Source organism: Sulfurimonas sp. ST-25 (genome assembly GCF_048079205.1).
In the GTDB taxonomy this organism is placed as follows: Bacteria; Campylobacterota; Campylobacteria; order Campylobacterales; family Sulfurimonadaceae; genus Thiomicrolovo; species Thiomicrolovo sulfuroxydans.
Map to the genome: position 1 here is coordinate 971,211 of NZ_CP182225.1, position 16,115 is coordinate 987,325.

The 16,115-nt window shown below is 53.9% G+C and carries 11 protein-coding genes; 1 reads left to right on the top strand and 10 read right to left on the bottom strand.

The genetic code is table 11. From position 1 onward, the window contains the following. Nucleotides 1–36: 36 nt before the first annotated feature. From ACM66T_RS04950 to ACM66T_RS04960, 3 genes are all read right to left on the bottom strand, one after another. Nucleotides 37–1,947 carry a DUF2075 domain-containing protein gene (locus tag ACM66T_RS04950; RefSeq protein ID WP_416768826.1) on the bottom strand — a complete coding sequence of 637 codons (1,911 nt, stop codon included), beginning with the start codon at nt 1,945–1,947 and terminating at the stop codon, nt 37–39. A 151-nt stretch (nt 1,948–2,098) separates the two neighbouring features. Then, the gene (locus ACM66T_RS04955; protein ID WP_416768827.1) at nt 2,099–2,488 is read right to left on the bottom strand and encodes a hypothetical protein; all 390 of its coding nucleotides are present in this window, start codon (nt 2,486–2,488) and stop codon (nt 2,099–2,101) included. A gap of 73 nt (nt 2,489–2,561) precedes the next feature. Next, nucleotides 2,562–2,942 carry a hypothetical protein gene (locus ACM66T_RS04960; RefSeq protein WP_416768828.1) on the bottom strand — a complete coding sequence of 127 codons (381 nt, stop codon included), beginning with the start codon at nt 2,940–2,942 and terminating at the stop codon, nt 2,562–2,564. 265 nt (nt 2,943–3,207) lie between these two features. Between ACM66T_RS04960 and ACM66T_RS04965 the strand changes: the two genes are divergently transcribed. Next, entirely contained in the window at nt 3,208–4,182 is a 975-nt protein-coding gene (locus ACM66T_RS04965; protein WP_416768829.1) for an integron integrase, read from the top strand. Here ACM66T_RS04965 and ACM66T_RS04970 read toward each other — a convergent pair. The 7 genes from ACM66T_RS04970 to ACM66T_RS05000 form a co-directional block, all read right to left on the bottom strand. Next, complete coding sequence (locus ACM66T_RS04970) at nt 4,179–4,997, bottom strand: hypothetical protein (RefSeq protein WP_416768830.1); 819 nt, start codon at nt 4,995–4,997, stop codon at nt 4,179–4,181. The two genes, ACM66T_RS04965 and ACM66T_RS04970, sit on opposite strands and share 4 nt — an antisense overlap. Before the next feature lie 226 nt (nt 4,998–5,223). Beyond that, nucleotides 5,224–5,724: a GNAT family N-acetyltransferase gene (locus tag ACM66T_RS04975; protein WP_231020928.1), complete on the bottom strand. Its 501-nt coding sequence runs from the start codon at nt 5,722–5,724 to the stop codon at nt 5,224–5,226. Nucleotides 5,725–5,940: 216 nt separating this feature from the next. Then, a complete protein-coding gene (locus ACM66T_RS04980; RefSeq protein ID WP_416768831.1) occupies nt 5,941–11,451 on the bottom strand; it encodes a hypothetical protein in 5,511 nt (1,836 codons plus the stop codon). 317 nt (nt 11,452–11,768) lie between these two features. Continuing rightward, nucleotides 11,769–12,179, bottom strand: a complete 411-nt coding sequence (locus ACM66T_RS04985) for a DUF3995 domain-containing protein (protein ID WP_416768832.1) — start codon at nt 12,177–12,179, stop codon at nt 11,769–11,771. Further along, nucleotides 12,176–12,586 carry an iron chaperone gene (locus ACM66T_RS04990; protein WP_416768833.1) on the bottom strand — a complete coding sequence of 137 codons (411 nt, stop codon included), beginning with the start codon at nt 12,584–12,586 and terminating at the stop codon, nt 12,176–12,178. The genes ACM66T_RS04985 and ACM66T_RS04990 overlap by 4 nt, the downstream gene beginning before the upstream one ends. Before the next feature lie 212 nt (nt 12,587–12,798). After that, nucleotides 12,799–14,511, bottom strand: coding sequence for an efflux RND transporter permease subunit (locus tag ACM66T_RS04995; protein WP_416768923.1), 1,713 nt, complete (start codon nt 14,509–14,511; stop codon nt 12,799–12,801). Continuing rightward, on the bottom strand, nt 14,511–16,109 hold the full coding sequence (locus ACM66T_RS05000; protein ID WP_416768834.1) for an efflux RND transporter permease subunit: 1,599 nt from the start codon (nt 16,107–16,109) through the stop codon (nt 14,511–14,513). The genes ACM66T_RS04995 and ACM66T_RS05000 overlap by 1 nt, the downstream gene beginning before the upstream one ends. Nucleotides 16,110–16,115: the final 6 nt, after the last annotated feature.

Consider the following 16,115-nt stretch of genomic DNA (forward strand, 5'->3'; position numbering starts at 1 on the left):
CCGCCCGCGGGTTTTTGATTGGTCTCCTCTGATTTGTTAAATTTCTTGTATCCCTATTGCTCGTAAATATTCAAATGTTTCCTCATAGAATTCAGGGCTTCGCGTTTTATCATCTGATGTTCCAAATGGAATGAAGATAATCATACCTTGTCTAGCTCTTGTAAGTAAAACCCTATATGCATTTAGCAAGTAGTTTTTGCTAACTTCTTTATTTATGTTTTGCCACTTAGTGCCTTTGAATTTTCTATAGACCCATTGATTATCTCGAAGATAGAAATCTCCGTCCCAACATACACAAGTCCAATCTAATTCTAAACCTTGAATATCAAACTCTGTGGCCACTTCCTCATTAAAGTATGAAGATCGAATGTCATTTTTATTATTTAGAAACCAAACTGGAGCATCAATTTGACTTTTCACATTTATGCCAAATGGGCGTAACCTATACGCACCAGATGATGCTACAACACCACTTCTTTCACTCCCAATGGTTTTAGTTCGAAGCCATTTTTTCGCTTTTTCAAAATTACGGGTCACGGCTATAGGATAATCATTTTGTAAAAAGCTCAGATATAAATGCTTAGCTTGTGTAAGATCATTTTCTAAAAGTGCATGTATGAATTCTGACAATTTTTCAGATCTAAATGATCTTACTGAAACAGATAAATGTAAGTTTTTTTCGATGCGGGCATTTTGATAAAGCCATTGTTTCATAGGCTCATCTTTTAGATAATTTTTGTCTTCTAAGATAGAATTTGAACAATAAATATTCCAGTTTGAAAAGTGTGCTTTTATTGAGAAAAGCCACTCTTCCAAACCTGCTTCGCCAGTATTGATTTCCTGGCCACCACCAATTAAACAGATAATTGTGCACCAGTCATGATGACGATTCATTACATCGATTAAAAATCTTGGTTCAGATGCATCAAAATCTTCTTGACCTTTTTTTCTTTTCATAAAAGAACTTGTTTGTTCTTGATTCCATGCTCGTTGTGCTTCATCAAACACGACAACTTTTTCAATAGGGGCTTCATCTGTGACTAATGCATCGTCTCTAAAGTGGTGTATATTTTGTATAAATGCATGCGTTTTAATCGCTGCTTCTTTTTTTGTTAATCTGACGCCTTTTTCTTTTGCACTATTCACTTCATCTCGGGTGAGAGCCTCTCTCAGAACATCGACTAATGGACCATTACCAGATAAAAAAACGGCATGTTCGTCTTCATCAATATTCATTCTTTCATTGGCAATATTGAGACCAGCAAGTGTCTTACCTGCACCAGGAACTCCAGTAATAAAACAAATTGATTTTTGATTTGTATGTTTAGTATTATCAATAATCTCGTTGATTTTTTTGGTTGTTACAGATAAATTTATTGCACCAGCATCTGATCTTGAAATTTCTTGAACGTTATGCCCTTTGTACAATGCTTGAGCTGCTTCAATAATCGTGGGAGTTGGTTTATAAATTGAGTTTTCCCAAGCGATAGGACACAAATTTTTTTCAGTACCAATTTGTAGGCATCTTTCAATTACTTCAATGAAATTTTTTTTATTTGCTAATAGAGGCTTGTATAGGAAGTCTTGTAATGGTTCAATGTTGTTTATTACAGATGATGCTTCTGTAGAAATCAATATAGGAAATAACTTTTCAAAGTGACTGCCTTCATGAAAGTTTTTTAAATCTAATGAGTAATCTAAGACTTGCTCAATAGCACTACTGTCATACGTTGATGATCCTACTTTGAATTCTATGATAAAGATTGAGTCGTTGATTATGACTATGTTGTCTACACGTTTTCCCATTCTAGGAATAGAAAATTCAAAAAATATATGTCCGTTATTTTGATTATGAAACGCATGTTTTAAAATTTCGATTTGTTTAATCCAAGCATTTTTTTGGAGATCTTCTAAAGAATGAGCATGATGCCTCGTCAAATCACCCAATATCTTATTTGTATTGTCAGTTACAAATTTATCAAGGCTGTTAGAATAATATGATCTTTGCAACTTGATAGAATCCTTCGAGTGAATTTAACGTTTAAAATGAGCAATCAAAAAGCCGCCTGCGGGTTTTTGATTGGTTTCCTCTGATTTGTTAGGCAAAAACATAGCTGATCTGCTCCACTGATATATTGCAGTTCTCTTCTTCGCCTGACACAACCAATTCCACAAACACAGTCCCAGTTCCATTCTCAATTGCTAGACTATACTCTACAACCGCGACTAATGGAATGTCGTTTGGTTCAAAATACTTTACGACTACATTGGGATTTTGTATCGATACCAATGTTGCATTTTGCCCTGCTTGTTCAAGGCACTGGCTTATTTCTTTTCTTATTACCTCGGCTGGATTTTCATTAAATGACAATGCATAACCGTATTCATCTGCAAGAGCTTCATACTTTTCTTCTTCTATCAGTTTGATAGTTTTTAAAGCATGTTCTTTTAGTTCTACGTCATTTATTTGCTTTGCAGTTATTTTCATTGTCATAGCCTAACGTTTAAAATGAGCAATCAAAAAGCCGCCCGCGGGTTTTTGATTGGTCTCCTCTGATTTGTTAGGCATTCACAGTTTCCTTGTCAAAGTACTTTGCCCAAAGCAAAAGCAATGGTTGTGGCAGGAAATACCAAATAAGGGCATTTCCTAGAAAAAAGATACTGCTGAGAGGACCAACATAATCCCTGCCGGACTCATCAAACACTGCAACAATTAGAGGAAAGCCAACAACCTTGTTTGCTTCTTCTACTCCTGGCTGGGGATAAGTAATTATCGCAGAAATAATGATGAATGGTATGCCGATTATCCAGCGCCAACGGTAAGCAGCATGCCATTTGTCTGACTGTTGCTTCGTACTATTTGTTCTCTTATTGATTTTAGCTGCCACCGATTCAGCCACAATGAGTAAAAGAGCGATTGCTAATGTTAAGTAAAACAGCACATGTATTCCTTTTGCCTAACTATTTATTCATTTCCAAACTGTATCAAATCGCTTGAATACCTATAGATACCCGGAAACTAAGAGTGTCCGGGTATTGGATATTTAATCGCAATATTAAACAAATTGAAATATATCTGTTAATACTACGCTTTTTTTCTTAAAATTATTTCTGTTTGAACGTCCTCGGTATTTTGATATTCGGACGAAGTGTCCGCATATCATTGAAATATGTGCTTATTGGACACTATGTCCTGCGTATTGAAGGATGGCCATTATGTCGAAAAAGAAACTTCTTGATCTGGTTCGGGAACAGATACGTCTCAGACATTACAGTATGCAGACGGAAAAAAGTTATGTCGGTTGGGTGAAACGCTATATTTTTTTCCACCACAAAAAGCATCCCGCCGAGATGGGCAAGGCAGAGATCGAAGCGTTTCTGACCCATCTCGCCGTAGAAAGAAACGTCAGTGCGACAACCCAGAACCAGGCTTTCAATGCACTGCTGTTCCTCTATACCCAGGTATTGGGCATCCCGTTGAAAGACCAGAACATCCAGGCGTTGCGGGCGCAGCAGAGAGTGCATGTCCCCGTTGTCCTGACCAAAGAGGAGGTCATCCGGATTCTTTCAGGGCTTGCCGGTGTCTACCAGTTGATGGCCTATCTCATGTACGGGTGCGGCCTGCGGATGAAAGAGGTGCTGCAACTGAGAGTCAAAGATATCGATTTCGGATTTGACCGTGTCTACGTCTGGGACAGCAAAAGTCTCAAGGACAGGACGGTGCCGCTGCCGCAGAAGATCAAACAGCGGCTTCGCCTGCAGGTAGAGTACGTCGAAGAGCTCCACCGGATGGACCTGGCTGACGGTTGCGGATCTGTCTATCTTCCCCATGCGCTGGAACGCAAATATCCCGCAGCGCACAAAGAAACGAAATGGCAGTATCTTTTTCCCATGAAGACGATTTCGACCGATCCGCGAACGGGCCTCCGGCGCCGGCATCACATCCTTGAAAGAACGTTCGGGAGAAATATAAAACTGGCAGCCGAGAAGTCCGGTATCCACAAAAGGGTGACCTCGCATATCTTCCGCCACAGCTACGCCACGCATCTGCTGCAAAGCGGCGTCGATATACGTTCCATCCAGGAACTGCTCGGGCACAAGAGCGTCGAGACGACGATGATCTATACCCATGTCGTCAAGGAGCTGAACAAAGAGAGCATCAAAAGCCCGTTGGACTTTTAATGCCTCTGTTCGAATGCCGAGAGGAAGGCCTGCTTATGCAGGGTTTTGAGCGCAGTATTGAGGCCGTTGGCGTTAAACATGACGAGTTCGCGGTAGTAGCGCTGCAGCCGTTCGCTAGAGAGGACGGAGCGGCCGCCGTGCAGGATCATGCCGGTGGTGACTATGCGCTGGACGAGTTCGAAGAGCTCCACGCGGAGCCTGTCCAGTTCTTCGCCATCTTTTGTAGCGAGGAAGGCGTCTTTTACCGTTTCCAGACCCGCTTTGGCTTTGCGCCGGACCTCCTCGTCTTCCAGTGCATCCACGGCGCCGAGGCCGATGCCGTAGAGGGCGTAGTGGATCGTTTTGGAGACGGATTTGTTCTTTGTGTAGGTACCGAGGGGGTGCGAGGCGACGATGTGCTCTTGGGGCACTTCGTACTCGTCCAGGACGATATCGACGGTATGCATTGCGTTGCCGACGAAGGTTTCGGTCACCTCACCCACGGTGAAGCCCTCGCGGGGTTCGAAGGGGATTACCGCTTGCAGCTCCCGCCCTTCGCAGTGGAAGCCGACGACGAGGGTATCAAAGATGCCGTAGCCGCTGGCCCATGTCAGCCGACCGCTGAGGCGGTAGCTACCGCCCTGCCGTGTGCCGGAAACGACCGTCACCGGGGCGCGAAGGTGGTTGATGGCGATGCCGCAGCGTCTGGCCAGGTAGGTCTCCATCTGCGCAAAACGGTTGGCGTGCATGATCTTGTTCGCCGCGAGGATCTGGATGGCCAGGAAGGCGAGGCTGCCCGAGCGGGGGGCAAGCGTGTTGAAGAGGCGGAATTTCATCTCATCATGCAACTCGGGGGAGTAGCGGTGAAAGGCAAAGACGCCCGCGTCGTAAACAAGATCGAAGGCGCTTTTCAGCGCGGCGGTCTCGCTGTCAAGACGGTAGAGCGGCAGGGTGTCGAGCTGCGCCGCCGTCGCGTCGAGCTGTCGGGCGTAATGGGTCTCGTCGTATGGAAGAATGGCGGACTCCTTGGGCGGCCGAGGGCCGGGAAATTGTTTGAGCGGCCTAGGCCTCTTCGGTTGGATTGATCTTTTTGTAGGCGATGACGCGGAAAGGCTCGAAGCCCAGCTTGTCCCAGGTCGACTGCGCGGCGAGGTTCGACGCCATATAGCTCAGTTCGACGATGTCGATGGCCATGGAGCCGAACCATGCCTGAATCTTTTCGTACATCTGCACGCAGTGGTTCGCCCGTCGAAAACGCGCGTCGACGTAACAAAGCCCGATCCAGCCGACGAGTCCCAGCCCGGAAGCGCTCAGGTGCGACGGGGCGATTTTGCCCATGATGCAGCCGATCTCCTCCTGCGCGTTTTGCAGGATGAAGGTCCGCGCTTTGCGTTCGTCGAGGTACTCCAGCAGGTACGTCTCCATCTCCTCGACGGTCAGCGCACCGAACCCCTTGCAGTAGGGGTCTTCTCCCTGTGCCATCAGATAAAGAAAGGTCTTGTGGAGTGCTTCCGTGAGGAAGGGCAGGTCCTCTTCCGTCGCCCGGCGCAGTTCGATAGCCATAGCACCCCTTTGGTTCATCTGCAGGTATTCTACTCTGCCGGCGGTTCAAATACACTGTGCACACGGGGCTCCCGCCGGTGCGGACGAGTGCTTTTTTCCACGGTTCAATAGCCCGGAAGCCCGTTCTCCCGGCCAGTCTGCTGGGAGTGTACGTGGGAAGGAAGATGCATTCGGGAATGGGTGAATTAATGAGGTGTGCTGTCAGCACACCCCGGGTCAGGTGAATGCCGGCGGCACGGGGAAGCGCGCATCCATGCGCCCCTGGTTGGTGGCCAGCAGGCCGGCGAGGGAGACGATGCCGTGGTCGATGAAGTCGATCGGATCGAGCGGACTCGTGTGTGCGGTGTCTTCGAATCCGGTCAATTCTGTGAATGTCAAATCGGTGCCCTGGTTCATGATATCGCCCGGGATTTTCGGCGCATTGTGGCCGCTGGGGATATCAAAGGCCAAGAGGCTGTGAATGATTTCGTGCGACATGATGCTCCCGAGCAGGCGGCCCAGCAACGTGGTGGCAAAGCTTTCCAGGTCCGCCGTCATGGTTTGGTTCTGGATCTGGATGAGCAGCGCCTGGACTTCGATGCTGATCTCGTGCGAGTTCGAGTCGTCCAGTGCTCCCGGGTAGATGTCAATGGTCTCGTTGAGAACGGCAGCGCCTGCCGGTGTATGGGTGACCCCCGGTGTCCCGGCATAGATTGCCGGCGGTTCGTTGTGAATCTTCAGCGTCGTCACATGGTTCGCGGGAAGATGGGCGGGCACCGTCTCGCTGAACGGGCCGACGCGCCAGATTGTGCGGACATTCGACGTTCTGAGCAGATGGTCGCACACCTCTTTCGCTTCCTGTAGTACTTCGTTCTTCTTGGCGTCCAGTTTGAACTGCGCGAGGAAGTCGTCAAAGGGCGTCGGCGACGCAATGGCATCTTCGTCGATGGTGACAAACTGGGGAATGCAGAGCGTCAGTTTCTGGCTGGCCACGGCGCTCCCCGCGCTGTCGCGGACGGTAAAATCGAGCTCCTGCAGCCCCGGCTTCTTGCCGCGAACGATGGTCCGCAGGCTGTTCTGCGCGTCGATGTCCATTGCATCGACATCGGGGCGCGTCCAGCGGTGCGAGCCGCCCGAAGGGGCGTTGTTGATCTGTGCCGCGACTTCAATGACGCCGCTTTTATCATCCCTGGAGGGGAAGAACGCCCTTGAATCGGGGCTGCTCTGCGGGGTCGGCAAAATGATCGCCGTCTTTGTCGAAAATTCCAATTCGGCCGCCGCGTCCTGGGGACGGGCATCGACCTCGATCTGCTCGCCCGACGGACGGTTGACCTTGACGGAAGCTTTATTGTCCCCGGCGCTCTTCGCCAGGTCCTTGACCTCGTCCACAGTCGTGCCCTGCGCCTCTTTCTTCGTCGGTTCACCGACCATGGAGCTGAGCGCGCTGTAGGAGAGGCCGTTCGCCTGCATATCGGAGATCTGGTTTTTCTTCTTGGCGTCGTCGATGGTCTGCAGGGTTTTGCCGATATCTTTTTTCATTGCCGTCTGCTTCTTCAGATCCGCCGCCATGCCCGCCAGGTCGGTAACGCTTTTCGAGGTGGTCTCGAGGGCTTTGATGGCGTTGGCCTGGGTGCCGGCGAGACCGGTCATGTCTTTGAAGGCGTCGCTCTTGCCCAGCAGTTCGAAGGCGGCGCCCAGGCCGGTCGGGTCCGGGGCGTTCGGTGCGGTCTGCATATTGATGATGCTCGACGGGAGATCCTTGACCTGCAGGCTTCCCACGTCCGACTGGCGGCTGTCGGTGGAGACAGGGGCGATCGGCGTCGGCGTCGTTCCGCACGGCTCGTCCTTGAAGCGCCAGTGCCGCGTATCGTCGATCGGTTCGCAGCTGTTGCATTTGCCCATGACGGATTCGGCGTAGACGCCTTTGGTCGGAACGCTGATGCGGAACGGGTCGGGTTTCGTCGCGGTCTTGTAATGGCCGATAAGGTCCTCGACATTCCTGAAGACGGGGTCGAGCCTTTCGCCCGGGACGACCTTGAGCACGAGGTTGTTCCCGACGACGCCCATCACCTTGTTCTCGACGACGCTGGCAACGCTCTTGTTGCCGGAGTTGGGAGCGATGTAGCCGTCGAGCAGGCCGAAGAGGCGGCTGGCATCCAGGCTCGTCCAAATGACCTTGTGCGACAGTTCCAGATGTTCGTTTAGGTGGCTGACCAGCGCCGCGGCGGCTTTGCGGTCCTCTTTGCGCGGGTCTCTCAGTTCCTTGTCCGTCAGCGGTGTATACAGCAGCGCGGCATCGGTCACCACTTCAATCGTGGGATCGAACCAGACGCCGCTGACCTTGACGATGTTGATGATGTCGTTGTTGACGCGGCCGTTTCGGACAATGTAGCTGCTCATATGGTTCGTCCGATAGTGCAGATAGGCCGTGCGCAGGATGATCTTTGACGAGGCGTGCACGGTCGTATTGGCCCGGAAACGGAGGTGCTGGATCTGGCGGCGCGTCACGGTCGGGATCTCCTTGCTGGCGATGTTCACCTGCAGCGCGATCCCTTTGCGGTAGTTCGACATCAGGGTGTAGTCCAGGTCCAGGCGCACTTCGCTGCCGCTCTCGTCGATCCCGTAGATGTCGATGGTATCGATAAATTTGCGTACGATCTCCGGTGCGTAGTCCGCTTCGAAAATGGCGTCTTTTTCCGCTTCGGTCAGCGGGACCTCTTTGTCGTAGGTGAACTTCAGGACGTAGGGATACCAGAAGAACCACTCCTTGAGCTCAACGGTCTCCGTAATGGTTTTCGTCTGCTCCTCGATCTGGCTGATATAGGGGCGTTTCAGTTCGAAAGAGATGGAGAAGTGGCCCGAAAAGTTCTGAATGGTCTCGTCGGCATAGCTCCCCTCCGGCAGGTCCGAGTCGGCGTAGTTGTTCGCCATGCGTTCAATGGCATCAAATCCGCGGCGCAGCTGCGTACCGTAGACCGCCCTTCGGAGCGTGTCTTTCCAGCGCAGGATCTTCGCATGGTCGAAGTCCGACATCGGCAGGGGAACGAAGAGGCACTCCTGCACATCCGCAAGCTCCTGTTCGATGGCGTAGTGCTTCAGCACTTCGAAATACTCCACGGTCATGGCGTGGCAGTGGTTGTTGTTTTTGACGACCTCAGTCTGTACGGTCATCGTCTCGTTCTGGCCGACGGTCTGGACGACCGTGCTGCGCTGGCTGCGGAGCGACGAGGCCGACTGGGAGATGTTGTCCTGCAGGCGGTTCAGCGTGCTGCCGGAGAGGTTCCTGGCCGAATCCTGGTTGGCCGTCGAGCGCGACGAGGCGCCGGAGTGGGAGACCCCGCCGAAGAGGCCGCCGATTCCCCCGACGATCCCGCCGCCTATGCCCGCGCTCGTGCTGCTGGTCTTGTTGGTGGAGCTGGCGCTGATATTCTCCTGGAAACTCGAATTGATGATTTCACTGATGTCCCTGTCGCGGGAGAGGTCCGCCGTGAGCGACTCGGCGACCGTCTGCGCCTCCGTGCGTGATGCACGCTCTTCCCGGTCCCAGTCGATGATGGCGATCTGTTTCTCCTGGCAGGGGGCCAGCGGCAGGCTGTAGAGCAGGTCGCCGAGGGAGTAGCCGTCCGCTTTCCACTTCTGCTTGAAATGGAGGATATGCCCGTGGGCGATCGTCGTGTTCTCGTACACCGTCGGCGTTTCGTCCCAGTCGATGCTTGTCTCCACAGTCAGCTCCCTGCGGCCGGGATGGTTCGAGATATAGGCCGCTTCCAGCGCCTCGATCCGGGTAATGGCCGCGTAGATCTGCCGCTTGAGGGTACTGAGGGCACTCTTGGTGCTGTGGTAGTGTTGGACAAAATAGTCGTCCTCAAGCGAGATCAGAAGGTTGGAACCCGTCGTATAGAAGGTGTGAAAGCGCTCCAGCAGGCTGAGAAAGGCGGAGATGCTGGTCACGTAGGTATCGTAATTGTCGCGGATCGAGAGAATTTCGCCCAGGGTGAAGACCGTCTTGTTGCGGAGGGTCTCCCTGATCTGCTCGAACTGCTGCATAATGCAGAGTATTCCCATTGTATCGGTTTCGCGGGTGGGGCAGGGTTCGAAGGTATAGAACCCCTTCTGGTCCACTTCGGCCAGTTCGGAGACGAGGCGCCTGAAGTAGCCGAGCAGCTCCTCCTGGTCCTGGGACTCCTTGGTCTGGAGATCGATGCTCCCGATCAGTTTTTCGGCACGTTTTTGCATGACGGTGATCAGCCCCGCGTCGACGAAAGGCTGCTTGACCAGTGACTGGAAATCTTTGATGTAGTCGTGTATCTGGTTCGGAATGACATTGCCGGCGAACAGGGTGCTGTTTTCCGCGTCGGCGTAGGTTTTGATGTGCCCCAGCAGGGAGGCGACCGTGGCGCGGTTCAGCGCGTCTTCGGAGGCAAGTGATTCACAGTATGTTTCCGCTTCCCGGGCCCCTTTTTTGCCGCAGTACGCGGCCGCGAGTTCGCGGTGAAGCTCCTGCAGCGCCGTTTTGCGGCGTGCCTGTTCGGCGAGGATTTTCAGCAGGGCGCTGAAATCCAGTTTGTATGAGGTCAGGTTCGCGGAACTGAATTTCAACTGCCCGACGGCGGTTTCCATCTTCAGGTGGTAGACGGGTTCGGTGGTAAACTGGGCCGTGCCGCTGCTGAACGAGCGCATCATGACCGGTTCCGCCACGGCGGTGGGCTGCTCCGTCGTCATCGCCTGCGCCGTCTTCTCGTCGTCGACCGTATAGGCGTTCAGCGAGAGCGTCTTCATGGAACTGTTCATGCGGCTGAAGACGCCGAAAAGCGTCTCCGAAATATCGAGCAGTTCCGTTTTGAGCTTTTTGCTCTCTTTGGCGGTGATCGTCAGCCCTCTGATCTCGGGCTCGGTCGTCCGCACGGTATGATAGAAACTGTACTCCTCGAGGGTGCGGTTCGGGATCGTGAAGTCGACACATTTGCCTCCAAGGTCCTGGGTAAAGGAGGGGTTGCCGATCATTTCGGCCGTCTCCGGAAGCGTCGGCGTGCTCCCGGTGTCTCCGATCCCTTCGGGAAGCGTAGAGAGGTCGGCGACGAGGAGGATGTTTTTGGGGATGATCTGCTTGTTCTCCAGGGTCGAGAGGGTAACGGGGATGGGTGTCTCTTCCAGGCCGGCGACGATGCCGTACGCCTGGGCATAGGCGTCGCTGCCGACGCGGGCGAAGAAACTCCCGTCTTTGTTGGTCCGGACCGAAAAGAGCGGATGGAAGTCTTCGCTCCCCGGGTCGGCGTCAGGGTCGGTCGCCACCATGAGGACGACGGAGAGCCCCGCAGCGCTGCGCTCGCCGGAGATGTCCACCAGCATGCCCGATACAAGCCGGGAATCGTCCGCGACAGGATTGGACCCGCCGAAGGTGATGACCTTGGGGTCGACACCGATTTCCATCGGCTGCGTGTCGTCTTCGGCGCTTGCGTCCGTATTGGAGGCGTTCAGACTGCCGTAACTGTAAATCTGCGAGCCGAGCAGTTCGCCGTCGGGGGCGTAGACCTCCACGGTGACGGATTGGCTGGCCAGCAGCTCCTGTTGGGGCAGGAAGAAACGGAAAGCGCCGTTGGGCTGGACATCGACACGGTCTTTGCTGTAGGTCGAATGGCCGCCGATCTCCTGAATATAGCTTACCTTCAGAAAGTGCCCAAGGTATTGGTCCGTGACGTCGGTGTCACCTGTCGGTTTCAAGATGCCGTTGATACTTACTCTGCTCATGCCGTATCCTTTGTGTTGAACAGTCGGGGGTATCTGACGCTGGTTCAGATAGGGGTTGACGGTGTACTTCCGCGTTTCAGAAAGATCCTTTTTTGTCGACATCCCAATAGTGCGTCAAAAAAACAGTGCATCGCCGGCAGGCATCTATCAAAACGGAACAAAAAAGCTGACCCGCTCAAGGTAACAGCAAAAAACTTAAATAATAATTATTTAACTTAAAATAGATATTTTTTCTTTCTGACAGAGAAAGGGAACGCCGACAGGTGCGTGTCGTTCGGGAAAGATGGAGAACCGTATTTCTTTCGGGGGCGGAGCGCTTATGCGTGAGATGCAAGCAGGGCATAGAGAATGCCCAGACAGAGACAGAGCGGAGAAAAATATTTTGTGTCGTACACTGCAAAATCCGTGGAGGTGATTATTTTAAAAAAACCGACGGCATTGAAGTCGCCGACGGCCCGGAGAATGAAAAGCACCGAGAGTATCCAGCCTGCAGAGACGGTCAATTTCGCGGGAGAAGCATCGAAATGAAGCGAATAGGCCACAAACGCACACGCGAACAACGCAAGCGCGACGACAAAGGTCAGGAGGCCGCCGGGGTTGAAGAGGCGCTTGCCGTCCCTGGTCGGCAGCGCCCTGTTCAGGCCGGCTTCTCCGCCAAAGGCCCAGTAGATATGGAACAGAGCCGTTAAAATCAGCAGCGTGATGGCGGCAAGAACGATAGGCGTCATTTTGGTTTTTTCGGGGCGTTGGATTTTTGCTTCATGACCCGGATGCTTGCCTGCACCAGCTTCGTGACCAGCGCCTTCGGTATGGCTTTGTCCGCCGGGAAGCTGATGATGGATTTGGTCTTCGTGTAATTTTCAAGCTCCTTATGATGCTCTTCCAGTACCGGTGGCCGGACATGCAAGCGGACATGGGGATGCTTGTAGCTGAACCAGGCGAACATGCCATGATAGTCATACCCCTCATAAAGATAACCGGGCATTTCAAAGTAACTGACGGTTTCCGTGGCACCCGGCGCGGCGGTCTCTATGATGCCGCGGATCTCATGCAGGCGGTTGCGCACCTCCTGCGGGTATTTTTCGATGTACGCGTCAATGCCTCCGGGTACGATCTCGGTGGACTTTCGTGCCATAGGATACCTCCAAACGTCTGGGTAAAGTGCTGTTGGCACCCGGGTGCGCCAACACCTGTTCTGATGGTTCCATCATAGTCAAATAGTTCAAACCGGCCAAGATCGCTGAAAAAAAGCTATCCGCTGATGCTCAACACACCATGGGGAAAAAGGGGAGGGAAAAAGAGATGGCGTCAAAAGCCCGGGGGCTTTTGGGCGGGCGGGTTAGAGGCTTACGGCTCGTAGACGGAGACGGCTTTGCGCTCTTTGAAACCGAAGTGGCGCTCGAGGTCGGCATTGTGCAGCAGCACCGGCACGACCATCAGCGACGCGACGACGGCGGCGATGGTACCGAAAATAAGCGCGACGCCCAGTCCGCCGAAGACGGCGTCGCTGGCGAGCAGGGTCGAGGCGAGGATGATCGCCGTCGCCGTCAGGAAGATCGGCTTGGCGCGGGTGGCGGCGGCATAGGCGAGCGCTTCCGTTTTATGCATCCCCTTTTCACTCATCAGCGACTTAGTGAAGTCGATAAGCAGCAGCGAGTTGCGCGAACTGATCCCGATCAGGGCGATGAAGCCGATCAGCGACGTCGCCGTCAGGAAGAAGGTGTCGGCGCTGAAGAGGTCCATGATGAAGTGGCCCACGATAACCCCGATAATGGAGAGGAAGCTCCCCAGCAGGACGATGCCGCTGAGCGTAAAGCTCTTGTAGTAGACGACCATCAGCAAGAATATGAGCACGAGCGCAGCGATGAAGGCCCCGCCCAGGTCCCGGAAGGTGTCGAGGGTGACTTCCATCTCGCCGTCCCAGTGCAGCTCGTAATGGCTCCCCGTATTCCTGTCGGTGAGGGAGAGGTCGAACAGGCCGCTCTTCTCGATATCGTACTGCTCGGAGAGAGTGTCGAGGATCATATGGCGCGCATCCATCAGCGGGTAGACCTGGGAGACCATGTCCGTTTCGGCGACGACGTTGACCATCTGGTGCAGGTCCTTGCTCATGATCATCGGGTTCGCGCGTGTCGGGATGATGTCGACGACCTCGGTGAGCGGTACGAGCAGGCCGTTGCTGTTCATCAGGCGCAGCCCGGAGAGCTTCTGTTCAAGGGCGCGTTTGTCCTTGCGGCTGAAGACCTTCGATTCCGGGCTCAGCGTCAGGAAGATCGGGATCTGCTCGTTGATCGTCTCGCTGTTTTTGACGGCGATGTCCATCCCCTCGAACGCGAGGTAGATGATGTCGTTGACCTGCTTGATGGAAAGGCCCGAGCGGGTAATCTTCGTACTGTTGACCTTGAGGTCGAAACGGTCGTAGAGCTCGTCGGCCATGACGTCGATGTCGACGAGACCCGCCGTCTGGTGGAAGATCGCGGCGACCTTGCCGGCGAGCTCACGGATGCCTTCGGCGTCGCGCCCGTAGATCTCCGCGACGATGGCGGCCAGGGTCGGCGGTCCCGCCGGCGGTTCGACGAACTTGATGTTCGTGCCAGCTACGATGGGCTGGCACGCCTCCTGGATCACCGGGCGGATGCGTTGGACCATCATGTAGGAGGGCTCGTCGCGGTCATGCTTCTTGGTCAGGTTGATAACGATCTCGGAGACGTTCTCCGAATTTTTGAAGTGGCTCCCCTTGATAAGGCCCGCAAAGTCGAGGGGCGAGCCCATGCCGAGGAAGGTCTCCGTGTCGAGCACCTCCTGCTCCTTCTGGATGAAGGAGGTGACGCACTGGCTGACGGCGTCTGTCTGGCGGATGGAGGAGCCGTTGGGAAGATCAACGTAGATGGTAAAGGTGTCGTTGTTCTTGCCCGGCAGCATCTTCGCCTTGACGATCTCGGTCGGCGCGATCATCAGCACGGAGAGGATGAAGGCGACGAGGGTCGCGATCAGGATCATCTTCTTCTGGGTTCTGCTCAGCAGCAGCGCCGTAATGAAGCTTTCGAACTTCTGGAAGATCATTTATGGCCTCCTTCGTGTTTCGCATGGTCGGGACGGTGCATCATCCGCTTGGCGAAGTAGGGGGTAAAGATATAGGCGACGAAGAGCGACGCGATCAGCGCCACCGGAACGTTGGCCGGGATCGGTTTCATAAACTGCCCCATCATGCCGCCGACGAAGGCCATCGGGACCATGGTGAGGATGATGGCGAAGGTGGCGATGTTCGTCGGCGGCCCGATCTCGTCGGTCGCCTCGACGAGCAGGTCGTCCTTGGGCATGTCCGCCGATTCCACCGAGTGGAAGTGCCGGTGGATGTTCTCGATGACGATGATCGCCGCATCGACGAGGAGCCCCAGCGAGAGCAGGAACGCAAAGAGGGTGATCCGGTTGATCGTCTGCCCGGTGATGTAGGCGATAAAGAGGGTGATCGCCAGGATGGCCGGAACGGTAAAGGTGACGATGAGCGATTCACGCCATCCCAGGACGAAGACGAGCAGGATCGCGATAATGACGATGGAGATGATGAGGTGGAAGACCAGCTCGTTGACCGCCTCGTTGGCGCGCTCCCCGTCGTTACGGGTGATGGAGTATTTGATCCCCGCTTTTTCGAGCATAGGCTTAAAGTTTTCAAGGGCCTCTTTGACCTCGTCGGCGATGACGACGGCATTGGTGCCTTTGAGCTTGGAGATCGTCAGGGTGACCTGCTCCTGTGCCGGGGTGAAGGTGTCGCCGTCGCGGACGCTGATGCTGGCGGTACGGAAATTCTGGATGTCATAGCCGTCTTCGACCTTGGCGACGTCGCGCAGGTGAATCGGCGCCCCCATGTACTGGGCGACGATGATGTCCTCGACGTCCTGGACGCTTTCGATGGCGTTCTTGATGCCCATAATGACGATCTCGCCCTCTTTGGTACGGTTCTTGACCGCCGGCACGTTGTAGGCGAGGGCCTGGACCGCCTGGGTGATCTGCCCCAGCGAGAGGTTGTAGCCGGAGAGTTTGTTCAGGTCGACGAGGATGTTGTACTGGTGCTTATGCCCCCCTTTGAGCGCCGTGACGGCGACGTTGGGAAGGCCGTTGATGGCGTGCTGGAGGTTCTTGACCGCATCGTAGAGCCGGGTATCGTCCATCTTGGAGGGATCCTTGGCGTAGAAGGCCACGGAGACGATGGGGATGTCGACGTCGATGTCGAGGGGTTTGATGACCGGCTGCATCGCGTTTTCGGGGAAGATGTCGGCGTTCTGCATGATCTTGTCGTAGACCTTCAGGTTCGAATCCTCTTTCTCTTCGCCGATGTAGAAGGCGGCGTTGACGATGCCGACGTTGTCCATGGCCATTCCCATGATGTGCTCGATGCCGAGCACCTCTTTCATCTTGCGCTCGAGGGGTCGGACGATGACGTTCTCGACCTCTTTGGCCGTGGCGCCGGGCAGGGCGATAATGACAGTAGAACCGCTGACGACCATCTGGGGGTTCTCTTCGCGGGGCATGACCATCAGCGAGATATAGCCGATGGCGAGCAGGGTGATCCCCAGGATCATTGTCAGCGGGCTGTTGATGAAGTAGCGGGCGAGTTTACCTGCGTAGTCCTTGGGCGTATAGGGTTTGTGTGCGTGCATCTGCGC